The following is a 20,761-nucleotide window of genomic DNA, read 5'->3' as shown; positions in this document are numbered from 1 at the left end:
TCCAAGACTTTGCCTGCCAGACCCAACGCAATCCGTCGTGGCCTCAGGGAGACATGAGATGCCCATTGATTTGAAGAGTGCCTTCGGCCTGCTGGCTGCTTCGGCGGTCCACAGGTCCATCAAGCCGAAAGCGCTTGCGCTTGCCGGCACCGTGCTGATGACGACGATCTCGGCGTCGTCCCTGCCGGCCTTCGCCCAGGATACAGCCAAGCCCAATATTCTCGTTATTTTCGGGGACGACATCGGCCAGACCAACATCAGCGCCTATTCCTTCGGCGTGATGGGCTACAAGACCCCGAACATCGACCGCCTCGCTAGCGAAGGCGTGCTGTTCACCGACTATTACGCCGAGAACAGCTGCACGGCGGGCCGCTCCACCTTCATCACCGGCCAGTCGGTACTGCGCACCGGCATGTCAAAGGTCGGTGTTCCCGGCGCGCCCGTCGGAATTCAGGATCGCGATGTCACGATTGCCCAGGCGTTGAAGCCACTTGGCTACGCGACCGGACAGTTCGGCAAGAACCACCTTGGCGACAAGGACGAGTACCTGCCGACCGCCCACGGCTTCGACGAATTCTTCGGTAATCTTTACCATCTGAACGCGGAGGAAGAGCCGGAGCGGCCCTATTGGCCGAAGGATCCGAACGATCCCTTCGTCAAGGCGGCCACTCCGCGCGGTGTGCTGCATTCATTTGCCGATGGTAAGATCGAAGACACCGGTGCGCTCAACACGAAGCGCATGGAAACGATCGACGACGAAACCACGGCGGCGGCCATTGGCTTCATGGAAAAGCAGGTCAAGGAAGGCAAACCCTTCTTCACCTGGATGAACACGACACGCATGCACCTGTTTACGCACATACGGCCTGAATACCAGGGTCAGAGCGGCATGCCCGGCAACGACTATGCGGACGGCATGGTCGAACATGACAACGACGTCGGCAAACTCCTGAAAGCCATCGACGACCTGAAGATCGCCGACAACACCATCGTCGTCTACGCCACGGACAACGGCCCCAATCAGTTCTCGTGGCCGGACGCGGCAACCACGCCGTTCCGCAGTGAGAAAGATACCAACTGGGAAGGCGCTTTCCGCGTTCCCGCCATGATCCGCTGGCCGGGCAAGATCAAGCCTGGCGTCTCCAATGAGATGGTCTCCGGCCTCGACTGGTTCCCGACGCTGCTCGCAGCTGCCGGCGACAAAGACATCAAGGACCGGTTGCTGAAAGGCACGAAGCTCGGCGACAAGGACTTCAAGGTCCATCTCGACGGCTACAACCAGCTGCCCTACCTCACCGGCGAGCAACCGAAGGGATCCCGCAACGAGTTCTACTACTTCAATGACGACGCTAAGCTTGTTGCGATGCGCTTTGACAACTGGAAAGCCGTCTTCTGCGAAATGCGCAAGCCTGGCGGCTTCGATGTCTGGCAAGATCCCTTCACCTGCTTGCGCGTGCCGAAGATATTCAACCTGCGCATGGATCCCTACGAGCGCGCAGACATCGTCTCCGATCAATACAACGACTGGAGGACAAAGAACGTTTATCTTGCCGGGATTGCGACCATGAAGGCAGCTACTTTCCTGGAGACCTTCATCGAGTATCCGCCGAGCCAGAAGCCGGCAAGCTTCTCGGTCGATCAGGTCGAGGAGGGCGTGCATGCCAAAATCGACGAGATCATGAAAAAGGTCCCAGCGGCCCAGTAAGCTGATAAGGGCGGCGCGTCTCGGACGCGCCGCCTATTCCTTTTCCGCATTCAGCATCTATGGTGAGCCGGATTGACCGTAAAGAGTTCCGCACCCGTGTGCCCGGTCGATGTCGACGGGTCCAACGAGAGACAGAGTATGCAGCACCGGGCCTATGCCTTCAGCCCCGCCATGGCCGGCTTCATGCTCTTTTTGTCCGGTGCGGCCGCACTGATCTTTCAGGTTCTCTGGATCAAGCAGCTCTCGCTCGTCACCGGTGTCGACATCCATGCGGTGAGCGCCGGCGTCAGCGCCTTCTTTCTCGGCCTTGCCCTTGGCAGCTTTGTTCTCGGACGTTTCGGTGATCGCGCCACCCGTCCCTTGCGCGTCTATGCCCTGCTTGAGATCGGCGTCGCCCTGCTCGGCGTTGGGGTTACTTTTGGGCTTTCGCGGATCGCCCCACTCTTCGTCTCGATCGAGACGAACCTGCCCGTTGTCGCGTGGACAATGCTGATCCTGATTGTTGCCGCACCGGCCTTTCTGATGGGCGGAACGCTTCCCGTCCTCCTGCGCGCCCTCGAAACAGCGCCCGGCGGTGTTGGAGCCAAGGGTGGGCGGCTCTACGCTGCCAATACGCTTGGCGCCATCACTGGCTGCCTTGCGGTCTCCTTTGTCATCGTTCCAGTGCTCGGGGTGCAGGCAACCGGCCTTGCCGCGGCCGCTCTAGGGCTTTCTGCCGCAGCGCTCGCGCTCTCTCGCAGCGCTGCGTCCACAATCACTGCACCGCAGGCATTGCCGGCATCCTCCACTGGTGAGGGCGGCTCCCACCTGGCCCTTGCTCTTTACGCGCTCGCCGGCGGCGTGGCGCTCGGCTACGAGGTCGCCTGGTCGCAGGCAATCGTGCAATTCATCTCGACCCGCTCCTTCGCCTTCTCGGTCGTGCTTGCCACCTATCTGGCCGGCCTTGCACTCGGTGCAGCGCTGTTTGCACGCCGAACCGATCGGCTTGCCGATCCCTGGACCACATTCGGCCTGCTCATTACCGCGGCGGGCCTCGTCGCACTTTTTGAGTTGGCCGTGCTCGGCACGTGGCTCACAGTTTGGCAGACAAACGCCGAAGCGGCGGTTGCAGCCGTCACAGGCAGCATATTTGCCGGCATGAGCGTCCGCTTCGTCGTGGCCGCACTTGCCATCGTTTTCGTGCCGACACTGATCCTCGGCGCCGCTTTTCCGGTGGCGTTGCGCCTTTCCGTCAACCCTGCCCATATCGGGCGCGATACCGGCCGCGTGCTCGCCTTCAATACGCTCGGCGGTATCGCCGGAACGCTTGCCTCCGGTTTTCTGCTGATCCCGACGCTCGGTATCATCCGCAGCTTTGCCATCCTGGCGGTCATTGCCGCGGCGATCGGCCTTGTTGCGATTAGCAGAGGTAAGAGCAGCCTGCGTGCCGGCCCTCGACTTGCCGTGCCGGTGCTCGGTGCCCTCACTCTCTTGCTCGCCATCTTCGTGCCGCCGGACAGGCTCGCTGCTCTGCTGACGAAATCACGCAGCGACGGCACGATCGTTTCCTACGAAGAAGGCCTCGGCGCCACCGTCGCGGTCATCGAGCAGGGGCAAGCCGACCGCCGCTTCCGGCGGCTCTATATCCAGGGTGTCTCCAATACCGGCGATGCCATGCCGTCGCTGCGCTACATGCGGCTACAGGCCTTGTTGCCGCTCCTGATCCACAAGGGCGAACCGAAGTCGGCGCTGGTAATCGGTCTTGGAACCGGCATCACCGCCGGGTCGCTGCTGGCCTATCCCGGGCTGGAACGCCGCGTGGCAGCGGAACTCTTGCCTTCGGTCGCCCGCGCGTCTGCTCTGTTTGCGGGCAACCTTGGCGCTGCCGGAGATACGCGGCTGGAGATCCGCCTGCGCGACGGACGGCGCGAACTGCTGCGCAGCGAGGAGCGCTACGACCTCATCACTTTGGAGCCGCCGCCGCCGTCCGCAGCCGGCGTCGTCAATCTCTATTCGTCCGACTTCTACCGTCTGGCGCGCGCGCGTCTGGCCGAGAACGGCATGGTGGCGCAATGGCTACCTATCGCCACCCAGAATGACGAGGACACCCGCTCCCTCGTCAGAAGCTTCCTCGACACTTTCCCTGAAGTCACGCTCTGGTCGACCGAGCTGCACGAGATGCTGCTGGTCGGGTCGCTCCAGCCGCAGGAACTCGATGCCACGCGAATTGCCGACCGGATGAAGGAGCGCCCGATTGCGGCGGCACTTGGCGAGGTCGGCATTTCCAGCCCGGCCGATCTGCTGGCGACCTGGATGATGGATCGCTCGGGATTGGAACGCTACGCAGGCAGCGCACTTCCGGTGACGGACGATCAGCCGCGCATCGAATACGCAAGCTGGGTGCGGCCCGACGAGTTGCAGCGCACGCTTCCGTCGCTGCTCTCTCTCAGGACCGAGCTTCCGCTCCTTGCGGCCGAGCCCGCAACGAAAACGGCGATTGCCGAAGCGCACAACAGGCTTCTGCTTTTCTATCAGGCCTCTCTCAATGCCTATGCCGGCTACCGCGCGGAATGGGCGCGCGACATGGAGGTGCTGATGCGGGTCGAACCGGCCAACCCGTATTACAGGTGGTTCGTTCCAAGCAGTCCGCGGTAACGGAGTTGATTGCTGTCGTTGACGTCCCGCTCAGTCTTCCGAGCGGCCTGCTCAAGCCGCGCGGACAACCGCAGCCGACCAAGAATAATTCCGCCGTAAAGGCAGCCTGGCGCGAAATATTTGCGCAACGGCCCTTATGAATGGCACCTGATTGCAACCCGGCATCCACGATCACGGTGTATCCTGTCGCCATTCAATCCAACCATCTGTTGGGCAGGGAGGCAGGAAATCTCATGACGGACCAGGACAATTCAGCAGCCGCCGCGACATCGCGGGCGGCGATGGAAGGTGAGCTGGGCATTCTCGCGCGGCGGCGCATAGAGGCCGGCATCATTGCACCGATCTATGAGGCGATGCGCGAGGAGATCGGCGAGGAACGCGCCCAGGCGATCCTCGACAAGGCTGTCAGCCGCGCCGCCATCGAGGCCGGCAAGGCGTTTGCGGCCAAGACCCCCGGCGGCACCAATCTACGGACGTTCCAGGAGCTGCAGGATCTCTGGACGCAGGACGATGCCCTGACGATCGAGGTGACGAAGGCGACGGACGACGAGTTCCACTACAACGTCAAGCGCTGTCGATACGCCGAGACCTATCGCGAGATGGGGCTCGGCCATATCGGACACTTGCTTTCCTGCAACCGTGACGGCGTTTTTTGCACCGGCTACGATCCGCGCATCACGCTGGAGCGCACGCAGACAGTGATGCAAGGCGCGTCCCATTGCGACTTCCGCTACCGCCTGAATGCTGAAGCGGCGGGAGAAGAGAAATGACCGCCACGGGGCAAGCGCGCAAACCCCTGGCTACCGGCACCAACATGCCTGCGATCAACGGCGACCGGCTATGGGCCGATATCGTTGCCACGGCGGGCTTCGGCGGCACCGACAAGGGCGGCGTGACCCGACTGACACTGACGGAGGAAGACCGGCAAGTCCGCGACTGGTTCATCGCCGAATGCCGCTCGCTTGGCTGCACGATCGAAGTCGACCGGATCGGCAATATCTTCGCTACCTATCCCGGCGAAGACCCGTCACTGCCGCCGATCGCGGTCGGAAGTCACCTTGACACCCAGCCGCAGGGCGGCAGGTTCGACGGGATCCTCGGCGTGCTCGCGGGGGTGGAACTGATCCGCACGCTGAAGGAGACAGCGACTGTGCTGCGGCACGGCCTGACCGTCGTCAACTGGACGAACGAGGAAGGCTCGCGCTTCTCGCCGGCGATGATGGGTTCCGGCGTCTTTTCCGGCGCATCGCGCCTGGAAGCAATCGAGGCTTTGATCGACCGCGATGGAAAGACGGTTTTGGCGGCGCTCGAAACCATCGGCTATCGCGGCGAAACCGCTGTCGGTCATGTCGGCTTTGCCGCCTATGTCGAGCTCCACATCGAGCAAGGCCCGCTTCTGGAAGCGGCGGCGACCGAGATCGGTATCGTCACCGGCGTCCAGGGCGTGCGCTGGTTCGATGTGACGATCACCGGGACGGAAGCCCATGCCGGCAGCACCCCGATGGCGCAGCGTGACGACGCGCTGGTCGCAGCCTCCGAGATCGTGCTTGCCGTGCGCGATATCGCGCGCCGTCACGCACCCGGCGTCGGCACCACAGGGTTTGCCGCAGTCGGCCCCAATTCGCGCAATGTCGTGCCGGGCTCGGTGCAGTTGCAGATCGACATGCGCCACCCCTCCGAAGCAGGGCTAGACCTGATGCAGGCCGCGCTTGAGCAGGCGATCGGGGCGATCGACGCCAGGGTCGCCCTCAGTCACATCTGGTCGAAGCAGCCGGTCGTGTTCGATCCCGGCATTGTCGATGCCGTGCGTGCCAGCACCGCCGCACTCGGCTATTCCGCAACCGAGGTCGTCTCCGGCGCCGGTCACGATGCCGCCCATATCGCCGGCAGGTGCCCGACGGCCATGATCTTCGTGCCTTCGAAGGACGGGCTGTCGCACAACGAAGCGGAGTATTCCTCGCCAGAGGAATGCGCCCGCGGTGCCGACGTGCTGCTGCAGACGGTGCTACAGATCGATCTGAAATAACGAAAAGCGTCGCCGGCGGTATGTTCCGCCGGCGACGTTGGTTTCAATGCTCGTTTCCGCGCTCTCAGCGCTTGGTGTTACGCAGGCCGCTAGAGCGTTTCCGATTTAGACGGAAACACAGAAACGCTCTATGTCTCTGTTCTTACGCATTTCCTGACGGAAAACCGCTCCGCACTTTTCCTGGAAATGCTTTATCCCATAGCCACCACGCCTTGCGCCACATGCCGGCTCAGCCGCGGGCCGAGTCCAGTTGCTCGTTATCCTTCTCGACTTGCTGCGCCTTCAGATAGCTTTCGATCAGCAGCTGATATTCCGGGAAGATCTTGGTGTAGATCTCGGCCCATTGCTGCGCGTCGTCGCGGTGCCAGGTGCGCTGCAGTTCGGAGGCGACGGCGGCAGTGTCCATCGGGATAACACCCGCCTGGACGACGCGGGCAAGGGTGATCTCCTGTGCCATCTTCGAATAGGTGCCCGACGCATCGACGACGGCGAAAACCTTGTAGCCCTCGTGCGCGGCACTGATCGCCGGGAACGCCATGCAGACGCTGGTGATCGTGCCGGCAATGATCAGCGTCTTGCGGCCCGTGGCCTTGACGGCCGCAACGAAGTCCGGGTTGTCCCAGGCGTTGATCTCGCCGCGACGGCCGACATATTTCGCATGCGGCGCGTTCGCGTGGATTTCCGGGATCAGCGGGCCGTTCGGGCCTTGCGGCACCGACGCCGTGGTGATCACAGGCATTTTCGCCAGCGTCGCCATGCTGGCGAGCGCTGCCGCGTGAGCGCGAAGCTTCGGCATCGGCATGTCGTTGACGGTCTGGAACAGGCCGCTCTGATGGTCGATCAGAAGCATGACCGCATCGTCCGGGTCGATGACCGGGCGGGCGCCGTTGAAGTTTGCGACGTTCGTCATGGGCTTTTCTCCTAGGGTGGCCCGCGGTTAGCGGGAAGCCTTGGTGGTGGTGTAGCTGTTGATCAGGTTGCGGTAGTCGGGGATATGGTTCGAGAACAGCGTTCCAAGCCCCTCGACGTCGTTGCGCCAATCGCGGTGCAGTTCGCAGGCGACACCGAACCAGGTCATCAGCTGGGCGCCGGCCTGCGACATGCGATCCCAGGCAGAATGGCGGGTGATGTCGTTGAACGTGCCGGAGGCATCGGTCACGACGAAGACATCGAAGCCTTCCTCGATGGCGGACAGCGCCGGGAATGCGACGCAAACCTCGGTGACGACGCCGGCAATGATCAGTTGCTTCTTGCCAGTGGCCCTGATCGCCTTGACGAAGTCTTCATTGTCCCAGGCATTGATTTGGCCGGGGCGCGGAATGAAGGGAGCATCGGGAAACATTTCCTTCAGCTCCGGCACGATCGGACCGTTCGGCCCGTCCTCGAAACTGGTCGTCAGAATCGTCGGCAGCTTGAAGTATTTCGCGAGATCGGCGAGCGCCAGAACATTGTTCTTGAACTTGTCCGGGTCGATATCCCTGACCAGCGAGAGCAGGCCCGCCTGGTGGTCAACAAGCAGGACCGCAGCCTGATCCTTGTCGAGACGCTCGTATGTTTTTGCCATGGTGAAGGCTCCTTCATCTTTCGTCATGTCCGCGTGCTCGGGCCGTCGATCGGCCGTCATGCGCTCGGCGCGGGGTTCCGAGCACCCGAGAGCTCAAAGTGCCGGTTCGGGGACGGCGCCGAAGCGGCCGTTCTGGAAGTCGGCGAAGGCCTGGCGGATTTCGTCGGCGGTGTTCATCACGAACGGCCCATGCATGACCACCGGCTCGTCGATCGGCTCACCACTCAGGACAAGCACCGTCGCATCGGAGCTCGCGTCGAGTGTGATGGCGCCGCCTTCACGGCTCATGAGGCCGAACTGGGCTTCGCCGATCAGGTCGCTGCCGTTGACGAGCACGGTTCCGCGCAACACCGCCAGCCCGACCGAATGACCTTGAGGCAGCTCAAGGGCCCGCGAACCGCCCTCATTGAGGCGAAGATCCCAGAGATTGATCGGCGTAAACGTCTGCGCCGGTCCGTTGCGACCGTCGAACGTACCGGCGATCACCCTGAGCGTGCCGGCACCTTCCGGCAGCGTCACTGCGGGTATGTCAGCGTTGAGCAGGGTTTGGTATCGCGGCCTTGCGGACTTGGCCCGCGCCGGGAGGTTGACCCAGAGCTGAACCATTTCCAGCGTGCCGCCCTGCCTGGTGAAAGCGTCGGAGTGGTATTCTTCATGCATGATACCGCCAGCTGCTGTCATCCATTGCACGTCGCCCGGGCCGATATGGCCACCATTGCCGGCAGAGTCGCGGTGATCCACTTCGCCACGGTAGACGACGGTCACCGTTTCGAAGCCTCGATGCGGGTGCACGCCGACACCGCGACGGTACGTTGCCGGCGCAAACTCCGCCGGGCCTGCATAGTCAAGCAGCAGGAACGGGCTTGCATGCTCGCCGACGCTGTCATGGGACAAAAGCGAGCGCACCGGAAAGCCATCGCCGGCCCAGTGCGATCGGGCGTTTCCGAAGATGCCGAGTATCTTGCGCATGTCTGTTTCTCCTTGTGCATCGCGTGACAAGCGATGACGTTGGGAGGAACATATTCTTGTGACAAATCTGGCGGTAGGCAGCCAAAACAGGCTACAGTGTCCTATCCATAGGACAATAATTCACCATGCAGGACTTGAACGATCTTAAACTTTTCGTCGATGTCGTCGAGCAGAACGGCTTTGCGGCGGCAGCCCGCAAGCTCGATATGCCGCGCTCGCGGCTCAGCCGTCGCATCGGACTGCTGGAAGAGCGGCTCGGCGTCCGTCTCGTCCAGCGCTCGACGCGCCACTTCGTCGTTACGGATATCGGCAAGGAATATTACCGCCATTGCGTCGCCATGCTGGTGGAAGCCGAAGCGGCGCAAGAGGTGATCGACCGCACGCGTTCCGAGCCCCAGGGCGTCGTGCATGTCAGTTGCCCCTCCTCAGTGCTCTATTTCCAGGTCGGCGAGATGATCGCCCGCTTCATGGCCGGCTGCCCGAAGGTCGAGGTGGTGCTGGAGAGCACCAACAGGCAGGTGGATGTGCTGCGGGAAGGCATAGACATTGCCATCCGCGTCCGCTTCCCGCCGCTGGAAGAGAGCGATCTGGTGATCAAGCGACTGGCCGAGAGCGCGCAGCGCCTGGTCGCCAGCCCCCGGCTGCTCCGTCCCGACGCACGGCCCTTGACGCCCGCCGATCTCGCCACCCTTCCGAGCCTGGCATGGAATTCAAACCGGCAGGAGCATGAGTGGTGCCTGGACGGACCAGATGGCGCCAGCGCCATCGTGCGCCACAACCCGCGGCTCGTCACCGAAGACATGGTGGCCCTGCGGCTCGCCGCACTGAAAGGCGTCGGTGTCACACAATTGCCGACCATGGTCGTCAGGCAGGATCTGAAGGATGGAACGCTGGTCGACGTGCTGCCGCAGTGGGCGCCCCGGGCCGGCATCATTCATGCCGCCTTTCCGTCCCGGCGTGGGCTGCTCCCCTCGGTCAGGGCCCTGCTCGACTTTCTTGCCGTCGAATATGCCGAGCTTGCGCGTCTGGACGAACCCAGAACGTGATGCCGCCGCAGTCCTGTATCACGAAGCCTCTACCGTGCGCGTCTTCAGGATCGCCGAAAAGCGCGGATCAAAGGTACGGCTGATCGGCTCGGCGGCAGCGCCGATGGCGACTGCCCAGGGATCGGTGAATCCGACTTGCAGCCGTGGCAGTCGGCGGTCGCGACGATCGGCGAGCGAGGGAAGAAGTGGTTGCATCGCATTGGTGATCAACTGCGCCAAGCCCGGCGGCAGCCCGCCGCACAGGATCACGGTCTGTGGATCGAAGATGGTTTCCAGCGCCTGCACCGCCGCGCGCAATTCGTAGACGGCCGCATCCAGCCAACCTGGCAACCGGATATCCCCGCCTACGACGGCCGCATCGATGCGGGCATAGAGCTCCGGGTCGGCGGGATCGAACTCGAGCAGCTTGCAGAGAGACGCAATCGAGGCGCGGTATTCGAGCGGTGTGCGCTCATGCTCGGCAGCCCCCCGCGGCCGGCTGAGGATCATGCCGATCTCGCCGCCGTTGCCGTTGGCGCCCCGATAAAGCTCGCCGTTGAGGATCAGCCCGGCGCCAAGACCGTAGCCGAGATAGATACAGATGGCGTGATCGACACCGTGCGCTGCGCCGACCAGACGCTCGGCCGTGGCGGCCGCCGCCGAATCGTTCTGCAAGGCAACATCGAGGCCGGTGCCGGCGGCAAGCGTTTCAAGCAGCGGGTAATTCTGCCAGGCCGCCATCATCCAAGGATCGTCGCCGTCCGCCTCAACCCCGAACGGACCCGGCATCGCCGCACCAAGTCCGACAAGGCGTTGCTCCGATTGCGGCGCGACCGACGCCAGATCACGCCGGGTCTTTTCGATGAGATCGAGAATGGTCTTGACACCGGTCGCCGGCCCGCCCGCCGGAAGGTTGGCCTCTGCGCGCGCCAGAACGGTACCCTCGAGATCCACCGCGATGGTGCGCGTGACGTGCCGGTCGATCTGCAGGCCGATGGCAAAGGCGCCCTCGGCAACCAGGCGATAGGGCGTCGACGGCTGTCCCCGGCCATTGCGGACCGCTGTCAGCGACTGGACCAGCCCGTCGCATTCCAGATCCTCGATGATGTTGGAAACCGTCTGCTTCGTCAGCGCGGTCGCACGGGCAAGGTCGGCGCGGGACAGTTGCCCGTTCAGCCGCAATGCGTCGATCATGACGCGCCGGTTGTGGGCGCTCGTCCCTTCCTGGTTGGTGCCGCTCTTTGCCCGGATCGGCCGCAAATCATTCATCCCGAAAACCCCACTTGACACCGTTAGAATATTGAACAAGAAATAAGTCAAGACAATTGACTTAATTGGGAGCCGCAAAGAGCTCCGGGGGAACGAAGGCTACGACCAGAGGTCGTCACCAGCGCTCCGATAGATATGTCGACGGCCGCCCGCAAGCGGGCGGATTTCTCATATCCGGCTCACCGGAAAGGTGTGCCGGCAAACTGAAACGCTCAGTTATTGGAGGCAGGAATGTTGAAATCCATTAAAACCACATTGCTCAGCGCAACCTTGCTCGGCTTGTCCTTTGCCGGCCACGCCTATGCCGAAACCACGCTCAATGCACTGTTCATGGCGCAGGCGGCCTATAGCGAAGCCGACGTGCGCGCCATGACCGAGGCCTTCACCAAGGCCAATCCGGATGTGAAGGTCAATCTTGAATTCGCCCCCTACGAGGGCCTGCACGACAAGACCGTGCTGGCGCAGGGCTCTGGCGGCGGCTATGACGTCGTGCTCTTCGACGTAATCTGGCCGGCCGAATACGCCTCCAACAAGGTGCTGGTCGATGTCTCCGACCGCATCACCGACGAGATGAAATCCGGCGTCCTGCCGGGCGCCTGGACGACGGTCGAATATGACGCCAAGCGCTACGGCATGCCGTGGATCCTCGACACCAAATACCTGTTCTACAACAAGGAAATCCTTGAGAAGGCCGGCATCAAGGCGCCGCCGAAGACCTGGGACGAACTGACCGAACAGGCCAAGATCATCAAGGACAAGGGACTGGCCGCAACGCCGATCGCTTGGAGCTGGTCGCAGGCCGAGGCAGCGATCTGCGACTACACCACGCTCGTCAGCGCCTATGGCGGCAAGTTCATCGACGGCGGCAAACCTGCCTTCACGTCGGGCGGCGGTCTCGACGCGCTCAACTACATGGTAACGAGCTATTCTTCGGGGCTCACCAATCCGAACTCGAAGGAGTTCCTGGAAGAAGACGTTCGCAAGGTCTTCCAGAACGGTGAAGCCGCCTTCGCGCTCAACTGGACCTACATGTACAACCTCGCCAACGACCCCAAGGAAAGCAAGGTCGCCGGCAAGGTCGGCGTCGTGCCGGCACCGGGTGTCGCGGGCAAGAGCGAGGTTTCGGCCGTCAACGGCTCGATGGGCCTTGGCATCACCTCGACCAGCAAGCATCCGGACGAAGCGTGGAAGTACATCGTCCATATGACCTCGCAGCCGACGCAGAATGCCTATGCCAAGCTGAGCCTGCCGATCTGGGCGTCCTCCTATGAAGACGCCAACGTCACCAAGGGCCAGGAAGAGCTGATCGCCGCTGCGAAGCTCGGCCTTGCCGCCATGTATCCGCGCCCGGCGACGCCGAAGTACCAGGAGCTTTCGACAGCCCTGCAACAGGCGATCCAGGAAGCGCTGCTTGGCCAGGCCTCCGCCGAGGATGCGCTGAAGACCGCCGCCGAAAACAGCGGCCTCTGACCCCTTCGGTCCTCGACTTCCCGGGTGGCTCTGCCGCCCGGGACTTGCCGGGACGATTTGTTCGGCAATAGCATCATGGCCAAGATGGCCGAAAAGGTTTCCAACCCATGTCCGGTACCTGGATAACGACGCGCGCGTGGCTTTTGATGCTGCCGCTGCTCATAGTCATGATCGCTGTCATCGGCTGGCCGCTGCTCGACACTGTCAGGCTTTCGTTCACCGATGCGAAGCTCGTCGGCACCGAAGGCACATTCGTCGGCATCGACAACTATGCCAAGGTGCTCGGCGGCTCAAATTTCCAGCGCGCCCTGGTCACCACAACCTGGTTCGCGGTGATCTCGGTAACGGCCGAAATGGTGATCGGCGTGCTGGCGGCTCTCTTGCTCAATCAGCAATTTCGCGGCCGCACGGCGCTGCGCGCCTTGATGATCCTGCCCTGGGCGCTGCCGACCGTCGTCAATGCCACTCTGTGGCGGCTGATCTACAATCCGGAATATGGTGCATTGAACGCCGCCCTGACCCAGATCGGACTGATCGACAGCTATCGTTCCTGGCTCGGCGAGCCCGGGTCGGCGCTGGCCGCGCTCATCGTCGCCGACTGCTGGAAGAACTTTCCGCTTGTCGCCCTGATCGCGCTTGCCGCCCTTCAGGCCGTGCCGCGCGACATCACGGCCGCCTCGCTCGTCGATGGCGCCGGGCCGATAAACCGCTTCCGTTATGTCATCATGCCCTATCTCGCGGGCCCGCTGCTAGTGGCACTGGTGCTGCGCACGATCGAGGCCTTCAAGGTGTTCGACCTTGTCTGGGTGATGACGCGCGGCGGTCCGGCCAATAGCACGCGCACGCTGTCGATCCTCGTCTATCAGGAAGCCTTCTCGTTTCAGCGCGCGGGATCTGGCGCCTCTCTAGCACTGATCGTCACCCTCCTGGTCACGGTGCTCGCGGTCGCTTATGCCGCCCTCGTGCGCAAAGCTGCAGGAGCCACCTGATGGAACGCCAGAGCCCGCTCTTTACCGCCTTCATCTACGCCTCGGCCCTGTTGCTGGCGGCCGTCATCCTTGCGCCCGTCCTGTGGCTCTTCATCATGAGTATATCGTCCGCCGCCGACCTCTCAGCAAAGCCGCTCAACTGGTGGCCCGATGAGATCGACCTGTCGCGCTACGGCGTGCTGCTGAGCACGCTCGAAAACAGCGCGGGTGCGGCCTTCGTCGCCTCGCTCCTCAACAGCCTGAAGGTTGCCGGCATGGCGACGCTTGCCGCCATTGCCGTTGCCATTCCCTCGGCCTGGGCCGTGTCGCGGACGCCTGCGGTCTCCTGGTCGCTCTACGCGGTGATTGCCACCTACATGCTGCCGCCGGTGGCGCTGGCCGTGCCGCTCTATATGGGGCTTGCCACTCTCGGCCTTTTGAACTCGGTCTTCGGTCTGGCGCTCGTCTATCTCACCATCCTTGCACCGTTTACCACCTGGCTGCTGAAATCCGGCTTCGATGCCATCCCGAAGGAAATCGAGAGCGCTGCGATGATCGACGGCGCACGGCTCGACCAGATCCTGAGGATCATCACCCTGCCGCTCGCAGCCCCCGTCATGGCAACATCGGCGCTCTTTGCCTTCCTGCTTGCCTGGGACGAATTCTTCTACGCGCTGCTGTTCACATCGGACCTGCGCGCCAAGACGCTCACGGTCGCCATCGCCGATCTCGCCGGCGGCCGTGTTTCCGACTACGGACTGATCGCAACAGCCGGCGTGCTTGCCGCCCTGCCCCCGGTGCTGATCGGTCTCGTCATGCAGAAAGCCTTGATCTCAGGGCTCACCAGCGGCGGCGTCAAGGGATGACCATGAGCGATACAACCAACCGCCCAGCCGGGCTCATTGCAATCGATCTTGAAATGGCACGCCAGGCCGCTGACGCGGTCGCATCGTTCCATGCCGCCGAGGCGCTTGCCGGCAGGATCGCCGCATCGCTCAAATCGACCGGCAAGCTGTTGTTGCTCGGCATGGGCGGCTCGCATGCCGTCGGCCGCGCGCTCGAACCGCTCTACCGTGCGCACGGCATTGATGCGATCGCACTGCCGTTGTCCGAGCAATTGGGACAACCGCTGGCGATTGAGGGCAAGACGATCCTCGTCACCTCGCAGTCGGGGGAAAGTGCGGAGGTATTGCGCTGGTTTGCGGAAACGAACGGAGCCACGAGCGACACCTTCGGCCTGACCCTTGAAGGCAGCTCGTTCCTGGCCCGCAGCGCGCCCTCCCTGGTCGGCGTCGGCGGCACGGAAAAGGCATTCGCTGCGACACGCAGTCTGACGATCAGCTTTGCTTTGCACCTTTCAGTCCTGGCCGCCCTCGGCGACGACGCTGCCGCAGCCTTGCAGGCAATCGAAGCGCCGCAAGCGCCCGACGCGGCAGCGGCGCTCGCAGCCCTTGCCGGCGTCCGCGCCGTCGTGACGTCAGGCCGCCAACTTCAGGGATTGGCCGAAGCAATCGGCCTCGGCCTGACCGAGTTGTCGCGACTGCCCTGCTTCTCGCTCGAAGGCGGGCAACTGCGGCACGGGCCGATGGAGATGCTCGGCCCGTCAGTCGGCGTCGTCCTGTTTCGCGCCGCGGATGCAACTGCCGGCCTCGTCAGCGCCATGGCGGTTTCGGCAGCAGAAGCCGGCGCGCCGGTCATCGTCTTCGATGCCTCCGGCGAGACACCGATCCCCGGCGTGACCACGCTTTCCTTCGAAAAGGCCGCCGGCATGGCAGCGATCTTTGCGATGCTGCCGGTGGCGCAATCCTTCATGATCGCCTTTGCGCAGGCACGCGTCACTGACGCCGGAACGCCGGTGCGGTCGACCAAGATTACCCGGAGTGAATGAAGCATGCGTCCTCTTGTCGTCATCGGCAACGTCAACGTCGATCTCATCCTCGGGCCGGCCGCTCCCTGGCCGAAGGCGGGTACAGAAATCATCGTCGACCATGACGAACTGCGCGTCGGCGGCTGTGCCGGCAACAGCGCGCTTGCTTGGGATTCGCTCGGCGTCGACTATGCGATTGCCGCAAACATCGGCAACGACCAGTTCGGCACCTGGCTAAAGGACGCCTTTGCCGAGCGCGCCAGCGGCTGGCCGGTCGAAAACGTCGGCACGACCCTGTCGGTCGGCATCACCCATCCGGACGGCGAACGCACCTTTTTCACCACCCGCGGGCACCTGCCGCTCTTCAGTTTCGACGAAGTCCGCGCCATGCTCGATGGCGAGCGCCTGCGTGGCGGCCTTGCGCTGCTTGCCGGTTCGTTCCTGACCGATGCGCTGACCGCTGCCTATGACGATGTCTTCGACTGGGCCGAGGCGCACGATATCGCCGTCGCGCTCGACACCGGCTGGCCGCTCGACGGCTGGACGGACACAAACTGTGCCGCGACGATCGGCTGGCTGAAACGCTGCCGGCTTGCGCTCTTCAACGAGGTCGAGACGACGACGCTGACCGGCCTTGCCGATCCAGCGGACGCCGCCCGCGCACTGAAGACACATATGCCCGAAGACGCGATCGTCGTCGTCAAGCGCGGGCCAAACGGGGCATTGGCCCTTGGCTCGACCGGAGACATCGTCTCCGTCGCCGCGCCCTCGGTCAAAGTGATCGACACGATCGGCGCGGGCGACGTGTTCAACGCCGGCTTTCTCGCAGCCCTTGCCGCCGGCATGCCGCTCAAGGACTGCCTTCGAACCGGCGTCACCATAGCATCCGAGGCGATCTCGACGCTTCCCCGCGCTTATGGAAACCCCTTATCCGCCTTTCTTCAGGAGACGACCGCATGAGCGCGCTTGAGATCCGCAACATTCACAAGCGCTACGGCGAAGTCGAGACGCTGAAAGGCATCGACATCGCGCTGGAAAGCGGCGAATTCCTGGTGCTGCTCGGCTCGTCGGGCTGCGGCAAGTCGACCCTGCTCAACATCATCGCCGGCCTTGCCGAACCGACCGGTGGCGACATTAGTATCGGCACCCGCTCTATCGTCGGGGTACACCCCAAGGATCGCGATATTGCCATGGTGTTCCAATCCTACGCGCTCTACCCGAACATGAGCGTCGCCCGCAACATCGGCTTCGGCCTCGAAATGCGCAAGGTTCCGGCGCCCGAGCGCGAAAAGGCGGTTATCGAAACGGCAAGGCTGCTACAGATCGAAAACCTGCTTCAGCGCAAGCCGGCCCAGCTTTCCGGCGGCCAGCGCCAACGCGTCGCCATCGGTCGGGCGCTGGTGCGCAATCCGCAGGTGTTCCTTTTCGACGAACCGCTGTCTAACCTCGACGCCAAGCTGCGCATGGAAATGCGCACGGAGTTGAAGCGGCTGCACCAGTTGCTGAAGACGACCGTGGTCTATGTCACCCACGACCAGATCGAGGCGATGACGCTCGCTACCCGCATCGCCGTCATGCGCGACGGCCGCATCGAACAGCTCGGTACGCCGGAAGAGATCTACGACCGCCCGGCAACGCTCTATGTCGCCGGCTTCGTCGGCTCACCGCCGATGAACATTTTCGAGGCCGCGGTCTCTGACGGCGGCTTGCGGGTGCAGGGCGGCGACGAGCCGATCGTCCTGCCGGCACGCTTTCACGGCAGAGTGCAGAATGGCCAACGGGTCAAGGTCGGCATTCGCCCGGAAGCACTGCGGCTGGCAACCGACGAGGCAAATGCGCTGCGGCTGACCGCCCGCGTGGACGTGGTCGAATTGACCGGCCCGGAACTGGTTGTCACGGCGCGTATCGGCGGCGAGCGGATCACCGCTTGCCTGCCGCCGCGCACGCAGCTTGCAATCGATACCGAGCGGTCCTTTGCCTTCGACGAAGGCGCCTTGCATCTGTTCGACCCGGAAACCGGTCGATCGCTGCTCGCCTCGTGACGCCGAGAGCAACCGTTGCGTGCGGCTGTGACCTGTGCATAGTCCAAGGTCCTGACGTTATGGTGCGAGGATTGCGATGAAGCCGCTGAGCCATTTCTTTTCTGTTATCGACTACACCGCGTCCAGCGTGGACGACCAACCCGCGATCGCGGCCGAATTCGCCCGCATCCAAAAGGACTGGGTTGCATCCTATCCCGGCTTCATCTCCGCGCGCTTTCTTGCAAACACTGACGGCAGCTCCGTCTGCGCCATCGTCGAATGGGCAAGCGAGGCGGATTTTCACAATTTCGAACGCGTTTCCGATACCAAGGGGCGGATTGCAGCATTGGAGGCTGCATTTGAACGCCTGTCGACCAAAGGCGCACGTCGAACCTTCCGGGCGATCGGCGAAGTCGGGCCAACGCCGGCGGCCTCATCTGCCAGGACCGGCGCTTAGCAAAGGGCCGTGGTTGCTCTTCGCCGACACGCCCACCGGTTCATGAAGATCAGCCGGGAGGAAATCTCTTGGCGTAAACCATCTCGTGCGTGGCAAGCAGCACACTCTCGCCGTCCTCCGCCAGCCCCCTGATCACCTGCATCTCGCCATTTTTTGCCCTCCACTTATATTCCATTATAATAGATTTAAATCCTGAGTAATGGATTGACGCCCGGAAAGCCGACGGTCATAACTTGTCAAGGGCGAATGATGTAGCTTCGTCTTATGCAGCGCCCGACAGAAGGATTTAATGAGCGATGCCCGTGCCGATCGAAACCCCCGCCGTGCTGGTGGATATCGAGATTGCCAAGCGGAACATCCGCACGTTCCAGGCCTATGCGGATGCGCACGGCATCCGCGTCCGCCCGCATATCAAGACGCACAAGTTGCCACAGATGGCCGAGCTGCAGCTGGACGCCGGCGCTGTTGGCATCACCTGCCAGAAGGTGACCGAGGCCGAGGCGATGGTGGATGGCAGTGAGCGGATCACCGACGTGCTCATTACCTACAACATCCTGGGCGAGCCCAAGCTCAATCGCCTCGAAGGCCTGAACAACCGCATTGCGCTTGCCGTCGTCGCCGACAACGAAACCGTCATCGATGGTCTGTCCTCGCATTTTTCGGCCAAGGACAAGCCGCTCCGGGTGTTTGTCGAATGCAACACCGGCGCTGACCGGTGCGGGGTGCCATCACCGGCCGAGGCCGCCCGTCTGGCAAAGCGGATCAACGATGCCAAGGGCGTAGACTTCGCCGGATTGATGACCTATCCGCCGATTGCGGGCGAAGCGAAAGTCCAGGCCTTCATGAGCGAGGCCAAGCGCCTGATCGAGGCCGACGGCATCGCTGTGCCCTCAATCACATCAGGCGGCACTCCCAGCATGATGCATGCTGCCGGCGCGCCGGTCGCGACCGAATACCGTCCCGGCACCTACATCTACAACGACCGCTCCCTCGTTTCGCGCGGGGTCGCCACCTGGGACGACTGTGCCCTCACCGTGCTCGCCACCGTCGTCTCGGTGCCCTCGGAACACCGCGCGATCATCGATGCCGGCAGCAAGGTGCTGACCGCCGACCTCCTGGGCCTGACGGGCTATGGCCATGTGCTTGGCCGCGACGACATCCGTATCGACCAGCTTTCTGAAGAACACGGCCGGCTGGTAAGCGACGGGCCGATCCGGCTCGCGGTCGGAGAGCAGTTGCGGATCGTCCCGAACCATGCCTGCGTCGTCACCAACATGGTCGACGCCGTGCATATTGTCGAAGGCGACGAGCCCAAGGCCGTCTGGCCGATCGTCGCACGCGGCCACGTACTCTAACCGCCTCGCATCAACCGGCGCGCAAACACCGCCCGAATGACATCAGCAACGCTCAAGTCGCGACTTCCGGACCATGTTCGAGCCAGTCGCGTCTTCGAAGCCGCAATTTTGATGCACGCCTGAGAAAACGCCATGCTATCCTCCCGCCGGCTCTCCAAACAGGGAAGATTGGCGGGTCGGATGGGCGCCGGGCAAACTGTTCCTAAAAAATGCTAAATAACGATAGGACATTTCCCCATAGCCACTTCCAGCATCATCAGTTTGCGTTGTTGCAGTCGATTAAATTGATAGTTTTATCTGGTAACCGATGGAGGTCGAGATGGGCTTTGGACGAATTACCGGAATTGTGGGACTGGCAATTGTAGTCGGAGGCCTGCAGCTTGGTGCTGCAAGTGTGGCTTTTGCCGACACGACGATCCTGAACGTGTCCTATGACCCGACACGTGAACTTTATAAGGACTTCAACGTCGCTTTCGCTGAAAAGTGGAAGGCGGACACCGGTGAAACGGTGACGATCCAGACGTCGCATGGCGGTTCGGGCAAACAGGCTCGCTCCGTGATCGACGGTCTGCAGGCCGATGTCGTGACCCTCGCACTTGAGGCCGATATCGACGCGATCGCCAAGGAAACCGGAAAGATCCCGGCGGACTGGAAGACCAAGTTCGAAAACAACAGCGCACCCTATACGTCGACGATCGTCTTCCTGGTGCGCAAGGGCAACCCGAAAGGCATCAAGGACTGGGGCGATCTGGTCAAGCCTGACATCCAGGTGATCACGCCGAACCCGAAGACCTCGGGCGGCGCCCGCTGGAACTTCCTGGCGGCCTGGGCCTATGCCCGCGCTGCAAATGGCGGCGACGATGGCAAGGCACAGGAGTTCGTCACCGAACTGTTCAAGCATGTGCCGGTGCTCGACACCGGTGCGCGTGGCTCGACCACGACATTCGTGCAGCGTGGCCTTGGCGACGTTCTGCTCGCCTGGGAAAACGAAGCCTATCTTTCGCTGGAAGAGCTGGGCCCGGATAATTTCGATATCGTCACGCCGTCGATCTCGATCAAGGCCGAGCCGCCGGTGGCACTTGTCGACGGTAACGTCGATGCCAAGGGCACGCGCAAGGTCGCCGAGGCCTATCTCGGTTACCTCTACAGCGATGCCGGCCAGAAGATCGCAGCCAAGCACTACTACCGTCCGTTCAAGCCGGCTGCTGCCGACCCCAAGGACGTCGCGCGGTTCGGTGATCTCAAGCTCGTGACGATCGAGGACTTTGGTGGCTGGAAGGAAGCGCAACCGAAGTACTTCGGCGACGGTGGCGTGTTCGACCAGATCTACAAGCCGGGCCAATAATCGACCCTGTTGAAGCAATGATGCAATCGGCCGGGCCATCCGATCCGGCCGATTGTTTTGTCAGGCCCGCATAGGGATTGCGGTTA

General features: G+C 62.7%; 18 protein-coding genes. 14 read left to right on the top strand and 4 right to left on the bottom strand.

Annotated elements, in window-relative coordinates; genetic code table 11:
* Positions 1-157 precede the first annotated feature (157 nt).
* The 4 genes from AC1Q80_RS25570 (at position 158) to AC1Q80_RS25555 (ending at position 6,365) form a co-directional block, all read left to right on the top strand.
* Positions 158-1,705, top strand: coding sequence for an arylsulfatase (locus AC1Q80_RS25570; protein WP_234903128.1), 1,548 nt, complete (start codon positions 158-160; stop codon positions 1,703-1,705).
* A gap of 138 nt (positions 1,706-1,843) precedes the next feature.
* Positions 1,844-4,339 (top strand): spermidine synthase, encoded by a 2,496-nt coding sequence (locus AC1Q80_RS25565; RefSeq protein ID WP_492362237.1) that lies wholly within the window; start codon positions 1,844-1,846, stop codon positions 4,337-4,339.
* A 233-nt stretch (positions 4,340-4,572) separates the two neighbouring features.
* Entirely contained in the window at positions 4,573-5,109 is a 537-nt protein-coding gene (locus AC1Q80_RS25560; RefSeq protein WP_492362236.1) for an L-2-amino-thiazoline-4-carboxylic acid hydrolase, read from the top strand.
* Positions 5,106-6,365 (top strand): M20 family metallo-hydrolase, encoded by a 1,260-nt coding sequence (locus AC1Q80_RS25555; protein ID WP_492362235.1) that lies wholly within the window; start codon positions 5,106-5,108, stop codon positions 6,363-6,365. The genes AC1Q80_RS25560 and AC1Q80_RS25555 overlap by 4 nt, the downstream gene beginning before the upstream one ends.
* Before the next feature lie 229 nt (positions 6,366-6,594).
* Here the strand turns inward: AC1Q80_RS25555 and AC1Q80_RS25550 are convergent, their stop codons facing one another.
* The 3 genes from AC1Q80_RS25550 to AC1Q80_RS25540 all read right to left on the bottom strand — a co-directional run bounded on the left by AC1Q80_RS25550 (position 6,595) and on the right by AC1Q80_RS25540 (position 8,898).
* The gene (locus AC1Q80_RS25550) at positions 6,595-7,275 is read right to left on the bottom strand and encodes an isochorismatase family protein (protein WP_492362234.1); all 681 of its coding nucleotides are present in this window, start codon (positions 7,273-7,275) and stop codon (positions 6,595-6,597) included.
* Positions 7,276-7,302: 27 nt separating this feature from the next.
* A complete protein-coding gene (ycaC, locus tag AC1Q80_RS25545; RefSeq protein WP_492362233.1) occupies positions 7,303-7,929 on the bottom strand; it encodes an isochorismate family cysteine hydrolase YcaC in 627 nt (208 codons plus the stop codon).
* 93 nt (positions 7,930-8,022) lie between these two features.
* A complete protein-coding gene (locus tag AC1Q80_RS25540; RefSeq protein ID WP_492362232.1) occupies positions 8,023-8,898 on the bottom strand; it encodes a pirin family protein in 876 nt (291 codons plus the stop codon).
* A gap of 125 nt (positions 8,899-9,023) precedes the next feature.
* On the opposite strand from AC1Q80_RS25540, the gene AC1Q80_RS25535 reads away from it, so the two are divergent.
* On the top strand, positions 9,024-9,944 hold the full coding sequence (locus AC1Q80_RS25535; RefSeq protein WP_173423143.1) for a LysR family transcriptional regulator: 921 nt from the start codon (positions 9,024-9,026) through the stop codon (positions 9,942-9,944).
* A gap of 18 nt (positions 9,945-9,962) precedes the next feature.
* Here the strand turns inward: AC1Q80_RS25535 and AC1Q80_RS25530 are convergent, their stop codons facing one another.
* The gene (locus AC1Q80_RS25530) at positions 9,963-11,192 is read right to left on the bottom strand and encodes an ROK family protein (protein ID WP_492362231.1); all 1,230 of its coding nucleotides are present in this window, start codon (positions 11,190-11,192) and stop codon (positions 9,963-9,965) included.
* 231 nt (positions 11,193-11,423) lie between these two features.
* On the opposite strand from AC1Q80_RS25530, the gene AC1Q80_RS25525 reads away from it, so the two are divergent.
* The 9 genes from AC1Q80_RS25525 to AC1Q80_RS25485 all read left to right on the top strand — a co-directional run bounded on the left by AC1Q80_RS25525 (position 11,424) and on the right by AC1Q80_RS25485 (position 20,675).
* A complete protein-coding gene (locus AC1Q80_RS25525; protein WP_492362230.1) occupies positions 11,424-12,662 on the top strand; it encodes an extracellular solute-binding protein in 1,239 nt (412 codons plus the stop codon).
* A gap of 107 nt (positions 12,663-12,769) precedes the next feature.
* Positions 12,770-13,651, top strand: coding sequence for a carbohydrate ABC transporter permease (locus AC1Q80_RS25520; protein WP_492362229.1), 882 nt, complete (start codon positions 12,770-12,772; stop codon positions 13,649-13,651).
* Complete coding sequence (locus AC1Q80_RS25515; protein WP_492362228.1) at positions 13,651-14,496, top strand: carbohydrate ABC transporter permease; 846 nt, start codon at positions 13,651-13,653, stop codon at positions 14,494-14,496. Before AC1Q80_RS25520 ends, AC1Q80_RS25515 begins: the two co-directional genes overlap by 1 nt.
* Positions 14,493-15,518, top strand: a complete 1,026-nt coding sequence (locus AC1Q80_RS25510; RefSeq protein ID WP_173423148.1) for an SIS domain-containing protein — start codon at positions 14,493-14,495, stop codon at positions 15,516-15,518. Before AC1Q80_RS25515 ends, AC1Q80_RS25510 begins: the two co-directional genes overlap by 4 nt.
* 3 nt (positions 15,519-15,521) lie before the next feature.
* Positions 15,522-16,457 (top strand): PfkB family carbohydrate kinase, encoded by a 936-nt coding sequence (locus AC1Q80_RS25505; RefSeq protein ID WP_492362227.1) that lies wholly within the window; start codon positions 15,522-15,524, stop codon positions 16,455-16,457.
* Positions 16,454-17,539 carry an ABC transporter ATP-binding protein gene (locus tag AC1Q80_RS25500; RefSeq protein ID WP_492362226.1) on the top strand — a complete coding sequence of 362 codons (1,086 nt, stop codon included), beginning with the start codon at positions 16,454-16,456 and terminating at the stop codon, positions 17,537-17,539. The genes AC1Q80_RS25505 and AC1Q80_RS25500 overlap by 4 nt, the downstream gene beginning before the upstream one ends.
* A gap of 76 nt (positions 17,540-17,615) precedes the next feature.
* Complete coding sequence (locus AC1Q80_RS25495; protein WP_492362225.1) at positions 17,616-17,975, top strand: antibiotic biosynthesis monooxygenase; 360 nt, start codon at positions 17,616-17,618, stop codon at positions 17,973-17,975.
* A gap of 296 nt (positions 17,976-18,271) precedes the next feature.
* Positions 18,272-19,330 (top strand): D-TA family PLP-dependent enzyme, encoded by a 1,059-nt coding sequence (locus AC1Q80_RS25490; RefSeq protein WP_492362224.1) that lies wholly within the window; start codon positions 18,272-18,274, stop codon positions 19,328-19,330.
* Between the two features lie 307 nt (positions 19,331-19,637).
* On the top strand, positions 19,638-20,675 hold the full coding sequence (locus tag AC1Q80_RS25485; RefSeq protein WP_412728350.1) for a sulfate ABC transporter substrate-binding protein: 1,038 nt from the start codon (positions 19,638-19,640) through the stop codon (positions 20,673-20,675).
* Positions 20,676-20,761 lie beyond the last annotated feature (86 nt).

The organism is Ensifer sp. GW823-FHT05D09 (assembly GCF_058795755.1).
The sequence above is the reverse complement of the archived record's forward strand: the minus strand, read 5'-3'. Positions and strand labels throughout refer to the sequence as shown.